Origin of the sequence: Streptococcus oralis subsp. tigurinus, from assembly GCF_002096275.1 — a bacterium.
Classification (GTDB): Bacteria; Bacillota; Bacilli; order Lactobacillales; family Streptococcaceae; genus Streptococcus; species Streptococcus oralis_CN.
Genome location: NZ_NCUG01000017.1, coordinates 1 through 20,122 on the forward strand (window position 1 = coordinate 1; position 20,122 = coordinate 20,122).

The window sequence follows — 20,122 nt, forward strand, 5'->3', positions numbered from 1 at the left end:
TGAAAAGGCGGTGTCTTAACCCCTTGACCAACGGACCTTGAGCTTTTCAACTCTTTCTATTATACCTACTTTTCCTACTTTGTCAAGAGCTTTTTCAGTGAATTTAACTTTTTCTTTTCTTCACTAACTTAATAACTGCTTCTGTCCGTGCAGTGTGGGGAAACATATCGACCGACTGGATATACTGGAGATCATAGACTTTTACTAGTTTAACTAAATCTCGCGCCAAGGTCGAAACATTGCAGGATACATAGACCATTTTTTCTGGAACATAGGTCAGAATGGTATCCAACAACTTATCATCTAAGCCTGTACGAGGAGGGTCAACTATCAAGGCATCTGCTCGGTAACCATCACATTAGAACATAAAAAGAGAGGTCGAACCTCTCTAAATTTATTTTTCTTCACTCATTTTTGATTTTACTTCATCATAAGATAGTGCATGAGATTCCTCTTCCACTGTCTCAGGCATTTTTCCTGTCTCGTAAAGAGATTTAATCTGTGTACTATCCAATGTTTCGTATTTCAACAATGCTTCTGCAATCAACTTGTGGGTTTCACGATTTGATTGAATAATTTCAGCTGCTTTATTTCGTGCCTCATTTAATAATAAACGTACTTCTTCATCAATCTCATAGGCTGTTTGTTCTGAAATTGATTTTTGAGGACTTTGTGCACCAAACATAGCATGATTTCCTTCGTATTGAACTGGTCCTAGTTTTTCACTCATACCATATTCAGTGACCATTGCACGAGCCATCTGTGTAGCTTGTTCAAAGTCATTGGAAGCTCCTGTAGTTTGGACATTAAAAATAATCTCTTCAGCTACACGACCACCCATCAAACCTGCCAATTGCTCTTTCATGTCTTCTTTAGATAGAAGCATTTGATCCTCTTTCGGAAGTGCAATCATGTAGCCACCTGCACGTCCACGTGGTACAATGGTAACTTTATGAACAACACGGGCATTTGACAAGACTAAACCAACAATGGTATGTCCGGCCTCGTGATAAGCAACCAATTCACGTTCTCTTTGTGATACTGTTTTATCTTTCTTAGATGGTCCAGCAATCACTCTGTCCTCTGCCTCATCAATATCTGAAGCATCAATAATTGATTTGTTGCGACGGGCTGCAACCAAGGCTGCCTCGTTTAGAACATTTTCTAAGTCAGCTCCCACAAAGCCTGGGGTTTGTTGGGCAACTAGTTTCAAATCAACATCGTCTGCCAGAGGTTTATTTTTAGCGTGAACTTTCAAGATTGCTTCACGACCTTTAACATCAGGGCGACCAACCAAGACTTTTCTATCGAAACGTCCTGGGCGGAGAAGAGCTGGATCTAGAACATCTGAACGGTTAGTTGCAGCGATAACGATGATTCCTTCATTTCCCTCAAAACCATCCATCTCAATCAGGAGTTGGTTCAAAGTTTGCTCACGTTCATCATTTCCTCCACCGAGGCCGACACCACGTTGGCGACCAACAGCATCAATTTCATCGATAAAGATGATAGCTGGCGCTGCTTTTTTTGCATCCTCAAAAAGAGAACGAACACGACTTGCACCAACTCCGACAAACATTTCTACAAAGTCAGATCCTGAGATACTAAAGAACGGAACCCCTGCTTCTCCAGCAACTGCCTTAGCAAGTAAGGTTTTACCTGTTCCCGGAGGTCCTTCCAAAAGAACACCCGCAGGAATACGCGCACCAAGTTTTGTAAATCGTTTTGGGTCTTTTAGGAATTCAACAACTTCGACTAATTCTTGTTTTTCTTCCTCAGCACCAGCAACATCTGAGAAACGTACCTTGATATCTTCTTTATTAGCAGCTTTAGCCTTGCTACGTCCAAAACTCATTGGATTTCTACTATTATTTCCTCCCATATTTCCCATCATAGAGAATAGGAAGAAGAAAAGAATAGCAAATGGAACAACGGACACAAGGATATTGATCCACATACCGCTTGAACTCTCATGTTTGACTGTTACTTCTGCCTGATGTTCAGAAGCAAGTTTTTGCAATTCTGAAACTGTTGAATCAGACGGAAGAATAGTACTTGAGAATCTTTCTACTGTTGTAGCTGTAGGAGTGAAAAATTGAATTCCTGTTTCTTCTTTACTAGTCTTAGGATTTTTATAAACACCAGACACTTCAATGATGCTACCATTTGGCTGATAGGTTAATTCTTTTACATTGTCTGCTGTAATTTCTTTTACCAATTCTGTATAGTTAATTTTTTCGCTTCGCCCAGCAGTATTTCCAGAGTAAAAATACTGGAATCCTGTCACTAGGAAGAAGATAATTAACAAGTATAGAAATGGATTTCTAACTAAACCATTATTTTGTTTTTTCATTAAAGATAAATCTTTCTAATTTGAATAAACTTCTTCTTTCAATACTCCGACATAAGGAAGGTTACGATAATTTTCTTTATAGTCTAAACCATAACCTACTACAAACTCATTTGGAATAGTAAAACAAGTATAATCCGCTTCAATTTCAACAACACGTCCCTCTGGTTTGTCCAACAAAGTCGCGATTTTAACAGAAGCTGCTTCTCTTGCAATAAACATATTTCTCAAATTCTTCAAAGTTTGACCTGTATCGATGATATCCTCTACAAATAAAACATGTCTTCCTTTGATATCTTGAGTCACGTCTTGCTTGATATTGATGACACCACTACTTGCTGTTCCACCATGGTAACTAGATACCATCATGAAGTCCATCTCAATATGCGTATCAATATGTTTGACCAATTCAGCCATAAAAGGAATCGATCCTTTCAAAATTCCAATAAGAATTGGATTTTTCCCCTCATATTCTTTTGTTAGTTGCGCACCTAGCTTTTTAGCTGCTTCTGTAATTTCATCATGTGAAACGAGGATTTTTTTTATATCGTGTTCTAACATCTTTTTACCTATCTATTTTTTCTATATAAAGTACAGTGTTCATTATATCATTTTTCGTGTTTTTACTCAAATCACTGGTCGCAATTCCTAAAATTGAGACAATTTCTCCAAATTGCTCAATAATAGGGGTTGTTTTTCGTTTTTCAATAGGGATTTTCAAATCTATAAATAAGCGTCTCAGTTTCTTTCGATGACCATTTAGGATAATAACATCGCCAGGTTTTCGACATCTAATATGTACAGATGTTTCCCGTGAAACCGTTACTTTTTGAACAAAATCCCCTTCAATAGGGATGCCAAAGGAAAATAAATAGCCCATATATCGAACTTGATTTTGATAGTGTAACACAAGTTCATCTTCCTTTTCATCAGCCTGTGGACTGATTTTGCAAACTCTAAACTTTTGATACTCTTTTATCAATTCATAACCATTTTTCAATGGATGACGATACTGGCTTTTCCTTGCTAAAAGCTGTCGAACTTCATCAAACTGAGCCTTCGTCAGATTTAAGTCTGGAAATTGATTAAGATAGTTCTGAAGTAAGACCCCTTGAGTTTGTTGAGAGTATGAAAATAGCTCATTCAAATCTTCCACATCAATTTGTTTCGAAAGGTCCGTTATTGTTGCTTGGTAATCTGAAACTTCCCTTCCAAAATCTAAAAGGGCGGATTTAAGACGGGGATTTTCTTTTTCAAGTTCTGGTAAATACCTATTCCGAACGCGATTACGAAAATAGGTATTTTCCTGATTTGTTTTATCTTCAAAATGAACAATTGGTGGAAAGTCCTTTTTATGAAAAGGCAACAAGGGACGGATGATTTCAATATTATCAACTACTTGAATTTCTTTTATTCCTGTTAAATGGCGTAGTCGACTTCCTCGAATCAAACGCATCAAAATCGTTTCAACCTGATCATCTGCATGGTGGGCAGTGACCAAGGCTGTCGCTCCAACATCTTTCATGATTTTCCTAAAAAAATCATAACGAAACTCTCGAGCACGCGCTTCTGAAAAGTCTCCTGAAAAGTTTGTGATATAAATAGGAAGTTCAGTTGCATCAGCTAACTTCCTTAGTTCATTTTCCTCCCAGTCAGACCCACTTCTCTGCTTGTGATTGACATGTGCTAAAATCAACTCAATTCCCAACTCTTTTTGGTAAGTAGACAATAACTGGAATAAAAACATTGAATCCAGTCCGCCAGACAGAGCCAATAAGACTTTAGAATGTTTTTTGAAATACTCTTTTTGGAGAAAATGATTTAAAAAATCCTGATCCCTCATTTTAGAACCTCATAGACATCCTTTGCTATCTTAGCAATGGTGTCATAATCAGAATTTTTAGTGAAAATGGAAAGAACGAAAGGAGAATCAGTATAGACAATGGCAGTGTCATGTTTAAACTCGTCGGCATCCCCAATTTTATGAGCTACCTTAACCGAAACACCTTTTGCGATTCGTTGGTTGTCAAAATCTGTCTTACCTAGAGACTCTAGGACAAAACCATTCTGATTATAAATAGCTTCCATAAGTTTTCCAGCCATTTTTGAAGAAGTCAATTTGTCATTCACATCCCAATCTTCACCCATAATGGTGGACATTTTTTCTTTGAAAGCCCCGTCAGATTGATTGGTCACATAATAACCTAAAATATTATGAGCAACATTGTCAGACTCTTTTGTTACCTTGGTAATCAACTGTTGAAGACTGTATTCTTTGTTATCTTCTTTTTTAGGTAAGCTACCACTACCTTCTGGTTTATAGGACCCAGGGAAACTATTTACTTCTGGGATATACTTGAAGCTACTGTCTAGCGTATATTCCCCTTGATTTATCTTATCTTGAGCATAATAAAGATAGGCTAGTTTCAAGATGCTAGCTGCATAGAGTTTACTGTCTTCATTCACCCCAGCCTCTTTACCCGTAGTCAGTTGTTTAACATAAATAGAATAATTTTCGTTCTGATAGTTGCTTGATAAAACTTCTTGAACCTTCTGGATGCGATTGTCTTCTTCTGAGGTGAACTCTTTTGATACCCACCCAACTTGATCAATATGAAGAAATTCTTGTCCCTCAGCAAAAAGGGTTCTATCCACTGTTACGCGTTGATAGGGAGAGAAAGAGGAAGAAATTTCTTTCGCATCATAGGGGCTGTTGTAGATAACAAACCCTGGCTCCAACCATACTTGCCTATTTTGAGTTTGAACTTGACTTTGATCATAGACCAAGCGCTTATCTGCAAGGATAAACTGGTGATTATCTAATTTAAAAACAGGAACACCTTGTCTATTCAAACGCCATTCTACTATTTTAAAGGTGGTTTCAGGAGTCAATTTACCAGACTCCTTGACAAGATCCTCATTAGCATAGACAGCTGTTTCTCCATATACCATTGGGGATTCCAGAGTTTCTTTATAGTAGAATCCATAATCAGACTCGGTTAGATAATAAATTTCTTGCGAAGAGTAAGGAAGCTGTTTTTCTGTGCTAACTACTCTTGAGGTTATGATAAAAGCAGGTAGCAATAAAACTACTAAGAACTTACGCATTCTTCTCTTCCCTTTCTTCTTGTAATCGTAATAAATGGTTTTTAGCTGCCAATTCCTCTAATTTTTCATCTGATAAACTTAAAAATTGTTCAACAACTTCCAATAAATTTTCCATGACATTACCTCGGAAGCAAATCAGGAATTGTGTAAATTGCTTCTCGTTTCTTTGAGTAATAGTACTTGGCGCGTGCATATTTTGCTACATAGTCTTCATCTTTCAACTTTGCAGCAAAAGCAGATTCCTTGTCCTTTTCATCACTGAGAGTTTGATACTGCTCTTTCAACTCTGTCAATTGCTGACGACGTTGCAGTAACCGATTATAGCTTTGGGCCAGATTATAGGTCGGTAAAATAAACAATAAAATCATCAAAATCAGAACCCAACCCATAAAGCGATTCCTCTTTTGTCTCTCCTTCATCAAGTAACGACGACGTTGGTGTTCATTTTGAATAAAAGAATTATTCATCTGTACAATATTTTTAGACATTTTCTTCTACCCGTGTTTCACTGAGAATTTCATACATACCTGCTGCATCTTCTTTTTTTGTACTATCTTTCATTTCTAGTACTTTAACAAGCAACAACTTATTTCCAAAGCGAATTTCAACTTGGTCATCAACTTTCAAATCCGTTGAACTTTTGGCCAAGATTCCATTCACCTTGATTCTACCTTTATCTGCTACTTCTTTTGCGACTGTGCGGCGCTTAATAATTCGTGATACTTTTAAATATTTGTCTAATCTCATTTTTATTACCTCAAATTATTATTGTACCATTTTTATCCTTTTTATAGAAGAAAAATGTTAAATGGGATTTGCTTCCTTTGATTCTTTTATCTCTAATAAACTTTCTCCAAAAATCAGCAAACCTTCTAAAATTTCATAATCCTTCTTGTTTCGAACATCAAATATAACTTCCATTAATCCCTTATTCTCAGCTATGGATGCTTTTAAGTTCGTTGCGGATAAGGCTTTAAAATAATCTTGAGCCAAGAATAGTCGTTGAGTGACTTTTTCAAATTGAACTGTAATCTTATTTTCTTTTCTTTCCACACGTTCTACAAATACCTTGTCAAAATATGACTTGACCAAACCAATCTCTAAAAGATAGGCCACTACGTCTGGGTATTCTCCAAAGCGGTCCATCAACTCTTCTTGTAGTTCTTCATAGTTGACACGATTGTCAATTTGACGAATTTTCTTGTAAATTTCAATCTTATGTCGTTGGTCAGAAATATAAGTATCAGGAAGATAAGCATCAATTTGTAAAATCAACTCAGCATTTCCTTTGATTCTTTTATTCCCATTACCGTTCCGTTTAGCAATAGCTTCCTCTAATAACTGTGAATACAATTCAAAACCAACAGAATCAATGAAACCAGACTGGGACTTTCCTAGGAGATTTCCTGCTCCCCGAATCGAAAGATCTCGCATAGCAATCTTAAATCCTGAGCCTAATTCTGTAAATCCCTTAATCGCTTCTAATCTCTTTTCAGAGACTTCACTGATTGATTTTTCTGGACGATACATGAGATAGGCATAAGCAATACGATTACTACGACCGACTCTTCCTCTTAACTGATATAAGGTTGACAAACCCATATGATCTGCATTTTCAATAAATAAGGTATTGGCATTTGGAATATCTACCCCTGTCTCAATAATAGTAGTCGTCACCAAAATATCATACTGGCCTTCAATAAAGTCCAGTAGAGTATTTTCTAACTGAATTTCACTCATTTGTCCATGAACATACCCAATCGAAGCCTCTGGAATCAACTCCTGTAATTCTGAAACCTTCTTCTCAATCGTGTCAACTTTATTGTAAAGATAGTAAACTTGACCTCCACGCTCCATTTCACGCAAGACAGCATCACGAATCACACTATCATTCTTTTCCAAAACATAGGTTTGCACTGGATAACGATTGGTCGGAGGTGTTTCAATAACAGATAAATCTCGGATTCCCAACATAGACATGTGGAGAGTACGAGGAATTGGCGTTGCTGTCAAGGTTAGGACATCCACTTGTTTCTTCAGTTCTTTCAATGTTTCCTTATGCTTAACACCAAATCGTTGTTCTTCATCAATAATCATCAATCCCAAATCTGAAAACACAACATCTTTTGACAAAACACGATGCGTTCCAATCAAAATATCGACTTGACCATTCTTTAATTTTTCAAGTGTCTCTGCCTGCTCTTTTTTACTTCTAAAGCGACTCAACACATCAATATTAACAGCAAAATTTTGGAATCTTTCCTTAAAATTCGTATAGTGTTGTTGTGCTAACACCGTCGTCGGAACTAGAACAACAACCTGTTTGTGATCATTGACAGCCTTAAAGGCTGCACGCATTGCAACTTCAGTCTTTCCAAAACCAACATCCCCAACTAAAAGTCGATCCATGGGATGAGAATCCTGCATATCTCTCTTGATTTCCTCAATACTACGAAGTTGATCATCCGTTTCAACATAAGGGAAGGCATCATCAAAAGCATGTTGATCTTCATCATCAGCTGAGAAAGCAAAACCCTTCAACTGACTACGCTCAGAATACAGTTTGATTAAATCGTCAGCTATATCCTCTACCTGGTTCTTAACTTTTTGCTTGGCCTTTTTGAAATGACCGTCATTTAATTTATTGAGTTTTGGAGGTTTCTCATCACTTGAAACATATTTGGACAGCAATTGAATCTGCTCTACTGGGATGGAGATTTGATCCCCATTTTGATATTGAACACTGACATAATCACGGTGAATCCCTTTGATTTCAATTGTTTCAATGCCTAGATATTGACCAATTCCATGGATATGGTGAACAACGTAGTCTCCTTTTTCAAGTTCATTATAATCTTTTAATCGCTCTGCATTTGACGCATGTTGTCTTCGAAAACGACGTTTTAATTTCTTTTGAAAAATCTCATGTTCAGTAATCAAGAGAATTTTCTCATCCACAAAATGAAAACCATGTCTTAGATTACCCTCAATCAAGTTTACAGATTTTTTACAGATACTTGACTTATCTCTGGAATCCAATTTAATCTTGTATTCCTCTAAAACATCCTCCAATGTTTTACTTCCCATTGAATTGCTAGACTGCAAGATAATAGTGTAGTCCATTTTTTTATATCGCTCAATTTCTTCTTTAAGAAAAGAAAATTGATTGAAAAACTCCTGCATAGGATATTGATTAAATTGATAAATGTAATCAAACTTGAGGTTTCCTAAGCCCTTTTGCAGATTAGAGAAAAAGGTAACTGGACTTTGTTTTTTATAGGTTTGCTCTGTATCTGCAAAATACTGCATCTCAGAAAATGATTTACCATTCTGTAAATCTTCTGTAAAGTATTGCGCTAATTCTCTTTCAAAGGCTTCATACTGATTCATCAATTTTTGATAGTCATCAAAGAACACTGGTGTGTCTTTTTCAATATAATCAAATATAGTCCATGTTTTATCATAACATAAAGATAAAAACTTTCGACTATCTGAATGTACTTGTTTTTGATGAAAACTTGACAAAATTTCTTCTAGATAGGATTTCAAAATTGGCGATAGAGTCTTCGAAATTTGCTTTTCTAAAGCTGACTGTCCTCGTTGATAATCTTTTTCTCTCAAAAGTATGTCGCTAGCTGGAAAGATAGTGAGGTTTGTCAGATTTTCTTTCGATAACTGTGTTTCGACTTCAAAAGTACGAATACCATCTACTTCATCGCCAAAAAACTCGATTCGGAAGGGTTCTAACTGAGACATCTCAAAAATATCTAAAATATCTCCTCGAATACTAAACTCACCTTGGGTCTGTACTTGTGTAACTTTGCGATAGCCTATTTCCTTTAACCGGTGAAGTAGCTCGTGTTGGTCATATTCTTCGCCAACTGCAATTTTTATAATACTTTCTTTAAATCTAGTCGGAGAGGGTAAAATCAACCGACTCGCTGCGATATTACAAACTAAAATCCCTTTTTTAGACAGATCACTCAAAAAACGCAAGGCCTCAACCCGCGAAATGATTTTTTCTTGCGAAGACATCAAAAACTCTACCATAGGAGAGTCATCGACCAAAAAAGGATAGACAAATTCCTCTCCTAAGAGAGAAAGAAGATCGCTGATAATTCGTTCTGCTTCACCATAAGTCGAGGTCAGTAACACAACCTTATTTTCTTTTTCTAGACTGCTTGCAATTGCAAGAGCCTTGGTAGAAGTTGATAAACCAAGTATTAGTTGTCTTTTCTTATCTATCAGATTTTGATGCCATTTTTTTATCTGATCATTTTCTGAGAATAAATCTAATAAAGTCACCATTTAACCGTTATACCTCTGCATTGTTTTCTCAAAGTTTTTCTCTTGCAAATAGTAATTTACAGAATTGTCAACCTTGTCAATAGACTGTAAAATACCCACATAGTCATCCTGATCAAACTTACTTAAAACATGGTGAACCACTGACATGCCTTTTTTAGGTCTTCCAATACCTATTTTAACACGATTAAATACTTGGGTTCCAATATGTTGAATAATAGACTTGATACCATTATGACCACCTGCTGAGCCCTTTGCTCTTAAACGAATTTTCCCAACTTCCATGTCAAGGTCGTCGTAAATAACGAGTAAATCTTCAATATCCAAACCATAATATGTCAATAGAGCATGAATAGCTTTCCCACTTTCATTCATAAACGTCGTTGGTTTGACAAGATAAATTTTTTCTCCATTGAGGAAAAAAGATGCTAGGTCAGCTTGAAATATCTTGTCATGTGTAAAGGTGACATTTTGTTTTTTGGCCAATTGGTCAATCAACATAAACCCAACGTTGTGCTTGGTTTCAAAATATTTATCCCCTGGATTTCCCAATCCTACAAGTAATTTGGTCATTTATTTTTCCTTTCAAAAGCCAAAAGGGTTGGAATTTTTTTTCCAACCTAATTGACACTATTTATTAAATGTTATTAAACGTTAAAGCGGAATTCCATAATATCGCCATCTTGAACGATATATTCTTTTCCTTCTTCACGCAAGCGTCCAGCTTCTTTTACAGCCTTTTCAGATCCGTATTTCACTAGATCCTCATATGACATGGTTACTGCACGAATAAAACCTTTTTCAAAGTCTGAGTGGATAATACCAGCTGCTTGAGGAGCTTTCATCCCTCGCTTAAAGGTCCAAGCACGGACTTCTTTTTCACCAGCTGTAAAGTAAGTTCCGAGTCCTAGTAGATGGTAAGCAGCTCGAGTCAATTTATCAACACCTGATTCTGTCAAGCCAAGTGCTTCAAGAAACTCTTGTTTATCTTCATCATCTAACTCAGAAATTTCTTCCTCAGCACGCGCGGAAATAACAACTACCTCTGCATTTTCTGTCGCTGCAAATTCACGAATTTGCTTCACATAATCGATAGAATCTGGATCTGAAACTACATCCTCATCTACATTGGCAACATAAAGAACTGGTTTAGTGGTTAAAAGGAAGAGACCTTTGACAACCTTTTGTTCCTCATCTGTAAATTCAATAGTTCGAGCTGATTTTCCATCTTCAAGAACAGGCTTAATCTTTTGAAGGACGTTAAACTCTGCTACTGATTCTTTATCTTTTTGCGTACGTGCCATCTTTTCTACACGCGCGTAGCGTTTATTGACTGATTCTAAGTCAGCAAGAATCAACTCCAGATTAATGGTATCAATATCTGCAAGTGGATCCACAAAGGCGTCTTCACGTCCTTGCTCACGCATAACATTTTCATCATCAAAAGCACGAACTACGTGAACAATCGCATCTACTTCACGAATATTGGCCAAAAATTTATTTCCTAGACCTTCTCCTTTTGATGCTCCTTTTACAATCCCTGCAATATCTGTAAATTCAAAGGTTGTTGGAACTGTCTTTTTAGGAGTAATCATTTCCGTTAGTTTTTGTAGGCGTTCATCTGGAACTTCTACCATCCCAACATTTGGATCAATAGTCGCAAATGGGTAGTTTGCTGCCTCTGCTCCTGCTTTTGTAATTGCATTAAAAAGGGTTGATTTACCAACGTTTGGCAAACCAACGATACCTGCTGTTAAAGCCATAGTTTCTCATTCTCCGTTCTCATTTCAATCCCTAACATTATAACACAAAAAGGGAAAACTTGCTAACCCTCTAACTAAGGGTTCTTAGTCAATAATCTTATTCATTTTTCGTTCAAAATCATAGCGACTCATCATGACAAGGTGGTCACAATTGCTACATTTGATTTTGATATCTGCCCCTACACGAGTGATTTCCCAACGATTAGCTTTTTTTCCTGTTGATTTGATTATGCAAGCATGAGGCTTTTTCATCTCAACAAAATTTCCAACTTGATACATACTATTCTCCTTTTCTTTTTCGATTATATCATAAAAGAGGCGAGCCAGGCTCAACCTCTTTTACTTAATTTGTACGAACTGGTGTAATGAGCTGCATGAAATCTTCGTCAGTATCTGCTGGCACAAGAGTAAATGGACGAACAGCTGAGATAAAGCTAATAGTTACCTTTTCGCTATTTAAAGCCTTGAGGGAATCAATCAAGTAAGTTGGGTTGAAACTAATAGTTAAATCATCACCAGTCACCTGCTCCGTATCGATTTCTTCGTTTACTTTACCAACTTCTGGAGAGTGAACATGGGCGCTAACAACTCCACCTTTAATTTCAAGCTTCACAGTACCATTTTGAGTCGCACTTGATAAGAGACGTGCACGCTCCATAGATTGACGCAAATTAACCACATCAAAAGTAATTGTAGTGTTAAAGTCTGTTGGAATCAAGCGATCTGTATCAGGATAATTACCTTCTAGTAGACGAGTATAGAAACTAATATTTTCGCTTCTAAAGAGGATTTGATTATTTGCAAAGAAAATCTCCACAGTTTTAATATCATCCGTAAATACCGCTGAAAATTCGCGTAGAGAACGACTAGGAATTACTACATCGAAATCATCTCCATTTTTTTCAAGAGTCAATTTTTTCTGGCTAAGGCGATGAGAGTCTGTTGCAACTGTTTTTAGTTCCTTGTGTTGGCTCAAAATAAAATGGACACCAGTTAAGATTGGACGACTTTCTTGCGTACTTGCAGCAAAAGCTGTTTCATTGATAATTTTCTTGAGCAGTTTTGTTTCAAGAATCAAAGGTGTGCTTGCTGAAATTTCTTGGATTCGTGGGTACTGTTCGCTATCTTTTCCTTTTAGAGTAATTTCTGATTTACCACTTGTTAAGACAATTTGTTTTTGTTCAATCTCTTTAAAATCTAGCGTTACATCTGGAAGACTAGATACAACATTGATAAAGAAAGAAGCTTCAAGAAGAATCGAACCCAAAGAAGTAATTAAAAGACCAGCATCTTCATTCTTTTGAGAAATGAAATTCTCAATAGAAATTTGCCCGTTTGAGCCAATTAAAGTAATTCCTTCATTTGTAACATCAATTTTAATTGTTGATAAAATTGGAATAGCATTTTTTGAGCTAATTGCCCGTTTTGTAGTATTTAAGGCTTGTAGAAATAAATTTTTATTGATTGAAAAATGAATCATGGATTCTCCTTTATTTATTTTTAGTATTAGAAAGTTAATAGTAATAATAGGGTGTGTGAATTCTGTGGAAAACTGGAAACTATTTAGTAAATTCAAGCTTTTGAGCTTGTTTAAAAAATGTGGATAAAAAAGATAAAAAATAAAAAGTTATCCACAAATTACTTAATTTTCTTTTTGATTGCTTCTACTTCTAAACGTAAATTATCGTCTTCGTCAATTAGTGATTTAATTTTGGCATGGGCATGAATAACGGTGGTGTGATCCTTTCCGCCAAATTCTTTTCCTATTTTTGGAAGACTATTATCTGTCAGTTCTCTAGCTAGATACATAGCAACCTGACGTGCCAAAACGATGTTTTGAACTCGTCTCGTCCCCTTCATTTCTTTGACGCTCACTCCATAAAAATTACCAACTTCAGTTTGGATTTTCTCAATTGGAATAACAAGTATCTGGCGTGCATCTTGCTTACGTGCTCTGATAGCTTCAGCAGCAATATCAATAGTGATATCCTTAATCTTCTTCACTCTGGCAATTAAAGTGATATCATTGATTGCTCCTTCCAGTTCTCGAACATTTGAATCAAATTGGCCAGCCAAGTATTCCAGAGTATCACTTTGGAAATGGTAATCCAAATGCTCTGTTTTACTTTGAAGAATGGCGATACGTGTCTCAAAGTCAGGAGGGGTGATATTTTGCGTCAATCCCCAGCTAAAGCGCGTGACAAGCCTCTCCTCAAGGCCTTCTAGGTGTTTAGGACTTCGATCACTGGTTAGGACAATCTGTTTCTGCTTATCATGAAGAGCATTGAAGGTATTGAAAAATTCTTCCTGGGTCGCGACTTTTTTGCCACTGAGAGATTGGATATCATCGATCAACAAGAGATCAAGACTACGGTAAGTCTTTTTGAACTTTTCCATTTCCCCAAGTCGCAAGTGTTCAAGAAAGTCATTGATAAAACTTTCGGCAGGAATGTACTTGACACGCGCATCAGGAATATTTTTCAAAATCTCATTTCCAATCGCATTGAGTAAGTGAGTCTTTCCAAGACCAGGTCCTCCATAGATGAAAAGAGGATTGTAGGTTAGAGCTAAATCTTCTGATACAGCTAATGCAGCGGACACCGCCCAAACATTTCCATCACCTTGAATAAAGTTATCAAAGGTATATTTTTCTTTTAATCCCGTTTCAGAATAGGGAATCGTTGGTAGTGCAGGTGTATAATCGTAAGTAGAGACACTATTTGTATCATTTACTTGAGGAGATTCTGTACTCTGAGGTTTAGTGAAAATATAGTGAGGTTTGATTTCAGAATCATAAATTTCAAAACCAGCAGCAATAATAATATCTTTTAATTGCTTTTCCCACACCATTTCCATCTCTGATCTCGGTAGAAATATAGTAGCTGTATTTTCTTCTACTTTGATGAGTTCAGCAGGTGTAGCATAGAAATCATACATAGATCGAGTCAATCTTTCTTGAGCAAATTCTAAAATACGATTCCAAAATTGCTTTTCTTTCAACTATTTTTCCTCCTTTACTATGATTTTAGTAGTTTAGTGCTAGACTTATTTTACCATAGATAGTAGGATTTTTCCACAGATTGGGGAAAAGAATCCACAATGTTAGCAGTATTTATCCACAGGTTGGGGATAAATAGAAAAATCCTTGATTTAGTAGGCTTTTTGATAAAAAAATTGGTGGATAAATTTGTGGGTTGAGAAAATAAAAGAACAGCCTTATTTCAGGCTGTTAATAATTCTATCGTATTCTTCTTGACTTGAAAAGGAGATAATAATCTTTCCAGTATCTTTTTTTGAAAGTTTAATTTCTACACTTAAACCGAGTAGTTTTTTTAATTTATCTTCTTCGTCTTTGATGAAAGAATCACTTTTTTTTTGCTTCTTGTGTTTTTTCTCTGTAAGAAGCGCTTCTAACTTTCTCACAGAGATGTCTTCATTTTTGATTAGTTGGAAGAAATAGTCTTGTTGCTCTTTGTCCAAACCAACTAGTGAACGGGCATGAGCTTGAGAAATTTTTCCATTTTCTACTTCATCTAAGATATATTCTGGTAATGAAAGCAAACGAATAAAATTAGTGATATAAGGTCGAGATTTCCCCATTTTATCGGCTATCTCAGTGTGAGTAAATCCTTTTTCTACTAGAGATTCATAGGCGCGTGCTTCTTCAACAGGATTTAAGTTTTCTCTCTGCAAATTTTCAATGATTGATTGAACCATCATTTCTTGATCTGAGAGGTGTTTCACAACGGCTGGAATAGAGGTCAGACCAGCCAAGAGAGAAGCTCGATATCGTCTCTCTCCTGCAAGGATTTCATAACCAATTACAGGAGATTGACGAACGATGATTGGTTGGATGAGCCCATTTTCTTTGATTGACTGAGCTAATTCTTTTAATTTTTCTACATCAAATTCTTTCCGAGGTTGGTAAGGATTTTTTTGTATTTCAGAGATAGAAATCATTTCAAATTTTTCCATGATTCTACACTAACATATCTTTTACTTTCTGTAAAGTTTTCTTTACACTGATGTCAATTAATGTTCCAAATCACCAGAATTCTTATCTAGTTTTATAGAGGTTGTTTCCTCTTTACCATTACGGTAGTAGGTTATTTTTATAGTGTCTCCAATAGCATGGTTGTAAAGAGCATGTTGTAAGTCTGTTGATGAAGTAATCTCTTTGTCGTCAACTTTAGTAATGACATCGTATTTTTGAAGATGTCCATTTGCAGGCATATTACTTTGAACAGATCGAACAACTACACCTGAAGTGAGGCCACTTGGAATATTTAGTTTTCTAAGATCATTAGCTCCAACGTTAGACAGATTGACCATTTGGATTCCAAGAGCAGGACGAGTCACTTTACCATCACTTTCAAGCTGTTTAATGATATTTTGTACGTCGTTTGAAGGAATTGCAAAACCAAGACCTTCTACAGATGTTCCACCATTACTTGCAATCTTACTTGATGTAATACCAATTACTTGTCCTTGAATATTTACAAGCGGACCACCAGAGTTACCAGGGTTAATGGCCGTATCTGTTTGAATGGCTTTTGTTGAAATAGCTTGACCATCTTCAGATTTTAGAGAAACATTTCGATTAAGACTTGAGATGATTCCCTGTGTAACTGTATTAGCATATTCTGAACCTAACGGACTACCAATAGCAATCGCTGTTTCTCCAACATTAAGTTGGCTTGAATCACCAAATTCTGCCACTGTTGTAACTTTTTCTGAAGAAATTTTTACGACAGCAATATCAGAGAAGGTATCCGATCCAATAATTTCACCAGGGACTTTTGTACCATCAGCTAAACGGATATCGACTTTTGAAGCTCCGTTAATAACGTGAGTATTTGTTACAATATAAGCATCATTTTCGTTCTTTTTATAGATGACACCTGATCCTTCACTTGCAATCTGTTGATTATCCGTATCAGAATTTGATTCTTCCGTTCCAAATACACTACTTTGTTTATTAGCAGAATAAGTAATGACTGATACAACAGCATCCTTAATTTTATTCACTGCTTGAGTAGTTGAGTTTTCATTCTTGTATGATGTTTGAGTTACAGTGCCAGAATTATTATTTGTAGCTTGATTTCCTTGTTTTTGATAAAGTTGTAATGTTACAAAACTTCCTAGTGCACCACTCAAAAATCCTATTAGAATAATTACAAGAAAAGTAACTCCTTTTTTGTAAAATTTTTGTAAGTGTTTCATAAACGCCTCCGTTTGCTATTGTTTGTCAAGATTATAAACTTATTAACTTAATCTAAGCTTAAAAGTTTTACACAAGTTGTGGATAACTCACCTTATTCTGTGAATTTTATAGTATTTTTGGATGATTCTCATGTGCATAAGATGTGAAATAAAGTGTGGATATGATAGAATAGAAGAATGAAAATAAAAGTTGTAACAGTAGGAAAACTGAAAGAGAAATACTTAAAAGATGGTATTGCTGAGTATACCAAACGAATTTCACGTTTCGCCAAATTAGAAGTGATTGAGCTCGCTGATGAGAAGACACCTGACAAAGCCAGTGAATTAGAAAATCAAAAAATTTTGGAAACAGAAGGCGCAAGAATTCTTTCTAAGGTTGGAGAAAGAGACTTTGTCGTTGTACTAGCAATTGAAGGAAAAACATTCTCCTCAGAAGATTTTAGTAAGCAACTAGAGCAGGCTTCTATCAAAGGTTACTCAACTCTTTCTTTTATTATTGGAGGAAGTTTAGGTCTAGCTCCTATTGTAAAAAATAGGGCCAATCTTTCTGTCAGTTTTGGACGTCTGACATTACCACATCAGTTAATGAGATTGGTTCTTGTTGAACAAATTTATCGTGCTTTTACAATTCAACAGGGTTCTCCTTACCACAAATAGAAGATTGACTTACCTCTTGTTTTTTGATAGAATGGTCATGTTAGGTCTCATAGCTCAGCTGGATAGAGCATTCGCCTTCTAAGCGAACGGTCGCAGGTTCGAATCCTGCTGGGATCAATGTTAGATGCGAAGCTGGGATTCATCCCAGCTTTTTTCTTGAAAAAGTGCGTTTCAGGTGCAAAAATGTACAGTTGAGAAAAATTTTTTCTTACATGATCTTCATTTTGTATAATAGTTTTGTAAGTTAACTTACAAGAAAAAAATAATACAGGAGATTTCATTATGAAAAATACAGAAAAATTGGAACAATTTAAAGAGGTAACAGAGGCAGAATTGCAGGAGATTCGGGGTGGGGAAATTAGAAAGGAAAATAATTTTTTATTTTATTTTTTTAAAAGAAAGTAAAGGGAGAAAAGAATGGATTTTTTCGCAATAATAAGCGTTATATTACATATTTTTATTACTAGTAAAAGTTATAATTTGATTTGTAACACAACTAGAAAAGAACAATACTTCTTTATTTTTTATACAGTAATAGTAGAATTTGTAGTTGAATTTTTCTTCTATTCTATATACTTAAGTGGACTAGGAATTGAAAAATTTTTATATCCATTTATTTTATACGCTTATTTTATATGGTTTAAAAAGTTTGATAAGTATAGGGGAGTATTCCTAAGTTTCCTGCTTTCTCTCTTATATCACAGTACTCATACTTTTATAGCTGTAACCCTATCCTCGATAACAGGTGATGAGCTTGCATTACACTATGAAAGTATATTCTTTTTAGTAGTTTTATTGTTGACTTATTTTATTATTATAAAAATAAGTCGTTATTTCCACTTAGAAATAACATATTTTGACAAAGATTACCTCTACCCTTTTTTAAAAAAAGTGATAGTTGCTTTTTTCGGATTGCATATCTTATTGTTTATTTCAGATATAGTAAGTACAACTCATCATTTAAATAGCTTCGGAAGTATTTTATCAACCATTGTTTTTATTTACTTGTTATTGATTTTCTTTGCAATGAATTCTCACAAGGTTCAAATTGAAAAAGAGATTGCTCTAAAACAAAAGAAATTTGAACAAAAACATTTACAGACTTATACTGATGAAATTGTGGAGTTGTATAATGAAATTCGAGGTTTTCGTCATGATTATGCAGGGATGCTTGTCAGCATGCAAATGGCGATTGACAGTGGAGATTTACAAGAAATTAACAGGGTTTACAATGAAGTCCTAGTAAAAGCAAATCAGAAATTGAGGTCAGAAAAATATACTTACTTTGATTTAAACAACATAGAAGATTCGGCTTTACGAAGTTTAATTGCTCAATCAATTGTCTATGCACGAAATAATAATGTAGAATTTACATTGGAAGTAAAGGATATCATTACTAGACTGTCAATAGATTTACTTGATCTTGTTCGTATCATGAGCATTTTATTAAATAATGCTGTTGAAGGTGCTGCAGATAGTTACTTGAAACTAATGGAAGTTGCAGTCATTAAAATGGATTTTGAAACAGTTATAGTTATCCAGAATTCATGCAAAATCACTATGACGCCTTCAGAAGACTTATTTGCCTTAGGTTTCTCTACCAAAGGAAGAAACAGAGGTCTAGGACTTAATAATGTCAAAGAGATCTTAGATAAGTATGACAACATTATTTTAGAAACAGAAATGGAAGACAACACATTTAGACAAATTATTAGATTTAAGAGAGAATTTGAATGAAAGTATTAATTTTAGAAGATGTTATTGAGCATCAAGTGAGACTAGAGAGAATATTGAATGAAATCTCTGAGGAATCGAATATTCCTATTTCATATAAGACAACAGGAAAAGTTCGTGAGTTTAAGGAATATATTGAAAATGATGAGGTAAACCAGCTTTATTTCCTAGATATCGATATTCATGGAATTGAGAAAAAGGGATTTGAAGTGGCTCAGTTTATTCGTCATCACAATCCTTATGCTATTATTGTCTTTATCACCAGTCGATCTGAATTCGCTACTTTAACTTATAAGTATCAGGTATCAGCCCTAGATTTTGTTGATAAAGATATCAATGATGAATTGTTCAAAAAACGCATCGAGCAGAGTATTTTTTACACTAAGAGCATGCTGCTTGAAAACGAAGATGTTGTAGACTATTTTGATTACAACTATAAGGGAAATGATTTGAAAATTCCTTACCATGATATTCTGTATATCGAAACAACAGGTGTTTCTCATAAATTGCGAATTATTGGTAAGAATTTTGCCAAAGAGTTTTATGGAACTATGACAGATATTCAGGAGAAGGACAAACATACTCAGCGATTTTATTGCTCCCATAAATCTTTCCTTGTCAATGTGGGAAATGTGAGAGAAATTGATCGAAAAAATTTAGAAGTTGTCTTTTATGAAGATCATCGTTGTCCCATTACCCGTTTGAAAGTTCGTAAATTAAAAGATATTCTAGAGAAAAAATCTAAAAAGTGATTGACAATAAGTAAGAAATTGATATAATGGTTATATCTGCTACAGATAGATGGTCCGTTGGTCAAGGGGTTAAGACACCGCCTTTTCACGGCGGTAACACGGGTTCGAATCCCGTACGGACTATTTTATCCGCCATAGCTCAGTTGGTAGTAGCGCATGACTGTTAATCATGATGTCGTAGGTTCGAGTCCTACTGGCGGAGTTAGATAAAAAGAACACCATCTGGTGTT

The 20,122-nt window shown here is 35.5% G+C and carries 19 protein-coding genes, 3 tRNA genes and 1 pseudogene; 7 read left to right on the top strand and 16 right to left on the bottom strand.

Annotated elements, in window-relative coordinates; all coding sequences use genetic code 11:
• Positions 1–103: 103 nt before the first annotated feature.
• The 16 genes and pseudogenes from B7725_RS03870 to B7725_RS03940 form a co-directional block, all read right to left on the bottom strand.
• Positions 104–355, bottom strand: a pseudogene (locus B7725_RS03870) (23S rRNA (uracil(1939)-C(5))-methyltransferase RlmD); the annotation flags it as partial.
• Positions 356–394: 39 nt separating this feature from the next.
• On the bottom strand, positions 395–2,353 hold the full coding sequence (gene ftsH, locus B7725_RS03875; RefSeq protein WP_084874658.1) for an ATP-dependent zinc metalloprotease FtsH: 1,959 nt from the start codon (positions 2,351–2,353) through the stop codon (positions 395–397).
• A gap of 15 nt (positions 2,354–2,368) precedes the next feature.
• Complete coding sequence (gene hpt, locus B7725_RS03880; RefSeq protein WP_084874660.1) at positions 2,369–2,911, bottom strand: hypoxanthine phosphoribosyltransferase; 543 nt, start codon at positions 2,909–2,911, stop codon at positions 2,369–2,371.
• Between the two features lie 4 nt (positions 2,912–2,915).
• On the bottom strand, positions 2,916–4,193 hold the full coding sequence (tilS, locus tag B7725_RS03885; RefSeq protein WP_084874661.1) for a tRNA lysidine(34) synthetase TilS: 1,278 nt from the start codon (positions 4,191–4,193) through the stop codon (positions 2,916–2,918).
• Positions 4,190–5,458 carry a serine hydrolase gene (locus tag B7725_RS03890; protein WP_001224810.1) on the bottom strand — a complete coding sequence of 423 codons (1,269 nt, stop codon included), beginning with the start codon at positions 5,456–5,458 and terminating at the stop codon, positions 4,190–4,192. Before B7725_RS03890 ends, tilS begins: the two co-directional genes overlap by 4 nt.
• Positions 5,451–5,573, bottom strand: coding sequence for an SP_0009 family protein (locus B7725_RS10200; protein WP_000429343.1), 123 nt, complete (start codon positions 5,571–5,573; stop codon positions 5,451–5,453). Before B7725_RS10200 ends, B7725_RS03890 begins: the two co-directional genes overlap by 8 nt.
• A gap of 4 nt (positions 5,574–5,577) precedes the next feature.
• The gene (locus B7725_RS03895) at positions 5,578–5,946 is read right to left on the bottom strand and encodes a septum formation initiator family protein (protein WP_084874663.1); all 369 of its coding nucleotides are present in this window, start codon (positions 5,944–5,946) and stop codon (positions 5,578–5,580) included.
• Entirely contained in the window at positions 5,939–6,205 is a 267-nt protein-coding gene (locus B7725_RS03900) for an RNA-binding S4 domain-containing protein (protein WP_001234975.1), read from the bottom strand. Before B7725_RS03900 ends, B7725_RS03895 begins: the two co-directional genes overlap by 8 nt.
• Positions 6,206–6,262: 57 nt before the next feature.
• A complete protein-coding gene (gene mfd / locus B7725_RS03905; protein WP_084874665.1) occupies positions 6,263–9,766 on the bottom strand; it encodes a transcription-repair coupling factor in 3,504 nt (1,167 codons plus the stop codon).
• Positions 9,767–10,336, bottom strand: coding sequence for an aminoacyl-tRNA hydrolase (gene pth / locus B7725_RS03910; RefSeq protein WP_084874667.1), 570 nt, complete (start codon positions 10,334–10,336; stop codon positions 9,767–9,769). It lies immediately after the preceding gene.
• A gap of 74 nt (positions 10,337–10,410) precedes the next feature.
• The gene (gene ychF / locus B7725_RS03915; RefSeq protein WP_001218700.1) at positions 10,411–11,526 is read right to left on the bottom strand and encodes a redox-regulated ATPase YchF; all 1,116 of its coding nucleotides are present in this window, start codon (positions 11,524–11,526) and stop codon (positions 10,411–10,413) included.
• Positions 11,527–11,610: 84 nt separating this feature from the next.
• Positions 11,611–11,805, bottom strand: a complete 195-nt coding sequence (locus B7725_RS03920) for a DUF951 domain-containing protein (protein WP_000285178.1) — start codon at positions 11,803–11,805, stop codon at positions 11,611–11,613.
• 64 nt (positions 11,806–11,869) lie between these two features.
• Positions 11,870–13,006, bottom strand: a complete 1,137-nt coding sequence (gene dnaN, locus B7725_RS03925; protein ID WP_009729558.1) for a DNA polymerase III subunit beta — start codon at positions 13,004–13,006, stop codon at positions 11,870–11,872.
• Between the two features lie 158 nt (positions 13,007–13,164).
• The gene (dnaA, locus tag B7725_RS03930) at positions 13,165–14,526 is read right to left on the bottom strand and encodes a chromosomal replication initiator protein DnaA (protein WP_009729559.1); all 1,362 of its coding nucleotides are present in this window, start codon (positions 14,524–14,526) and stop codon (positions 13,165–13,167) included.
• Between the two features lie 216 nt (positions 14,527–14,742).
• The gene (locus tag B7725_RS03935) at positions 14,743–15,501 is read right to left on the bottom strand and encodes a ParB/RepB/Spo0J family partition protein (protein ID WP_002883005.1); all 759 of its coding nucleotides are present in this window, start codon (positions 15,499–15,501) and stop codon (positions 14,743–14,745) included.
• Positions 15,502–15,558: 57 nt separating this feature from the next.
• On the bottom strand, positions 15,559–16,749 hold the full coding sequence (locus tag B7725_RS03940; protein WP_000681811.1) for a S1C family serine protease: 1,191 nt from the start codon (positions 16,747–16,749) through the stop codon (positions 15,559–15,561).
• Between the two features lie 177 nt (positions 16,750–16,926).
• Here B7725_RS03940 and rlmH point away from each other — a divergent pair, with 177 nt between their 5' ends.
• From rlmH to B7725_RS03975, 7 genes are all read left to right on the top strand, one after another.
• Positions 16,927–17,406 (top strand): 23S rRNA (pseudouridine(1915)-N(3))-methyltransferase RlmH, encoded by a 480-nt coding sequence (gene rlmH / locus B7725_RS03945; protein ID WP_084874668.1) that lies wholly within the window; start codon positions 16,927–16,929, stop codon positions 17,404–17,406.
• Positions 17,407–17,449: 43 nt separating this feature from the next.
• Positions 17,450–17,523: transfer RNA gene (locus B7725_RS03950), tRNA-Arg, on the top strand.
• Between the two features lie 165 nt (positions 17,524–17,688).
• The gene (gene comC / locus B7725_RS03955) at positions 17,689–17,811 is read left to right on the top strand and encodes a competence-stimulating peptide ComC (RefSeq protein WP_061419362.1); all 123 of its coding nucleotides are present in this window, start codon (positions 17,689–17,691) and stop codon (positions 17,809–17,811) included.
• A 12-nt stretch (positions 17,812–17,823) separates the two neighbouring features.
• Entirely contained in the window at positions 17,824–19,143 is a 1,320-nt protein-coding gene (gene comD, locus B7725_RS03960; protein ID WP_084874670.1) for a competence system sensor histidine kinase ComD, read from the top strand.
• Positions 19,140–19,892, top strand: a complete 753-nt coding sequence (gene comE, locus B7725_RS03965; RefSeq protein WP_000866079.1) for a competence system response regulator transcription factor ComE — start codon at positions 19,140–19,142, stop codon at positions 19,890–19,892. The genes comD and comE overlap by 4 nt, the downstream gene beginning before the upstream one ends.
• A gap of 51 nt (positions 19,893–19,943) precedes the next feature.
• Positions 19,944–20,015 (top strand) — tRNA-Glu (locus B7725_RS03970).
• Positions 20,016–20,020: 5 nt separating this feature from the next.
• A tRNA-Asn gene (locus B7725_RS03975) sits at positions 20,021–20,094 on the top strand.
• Positions 20,095–20,122: the final 28 nt, after the last annotated feature.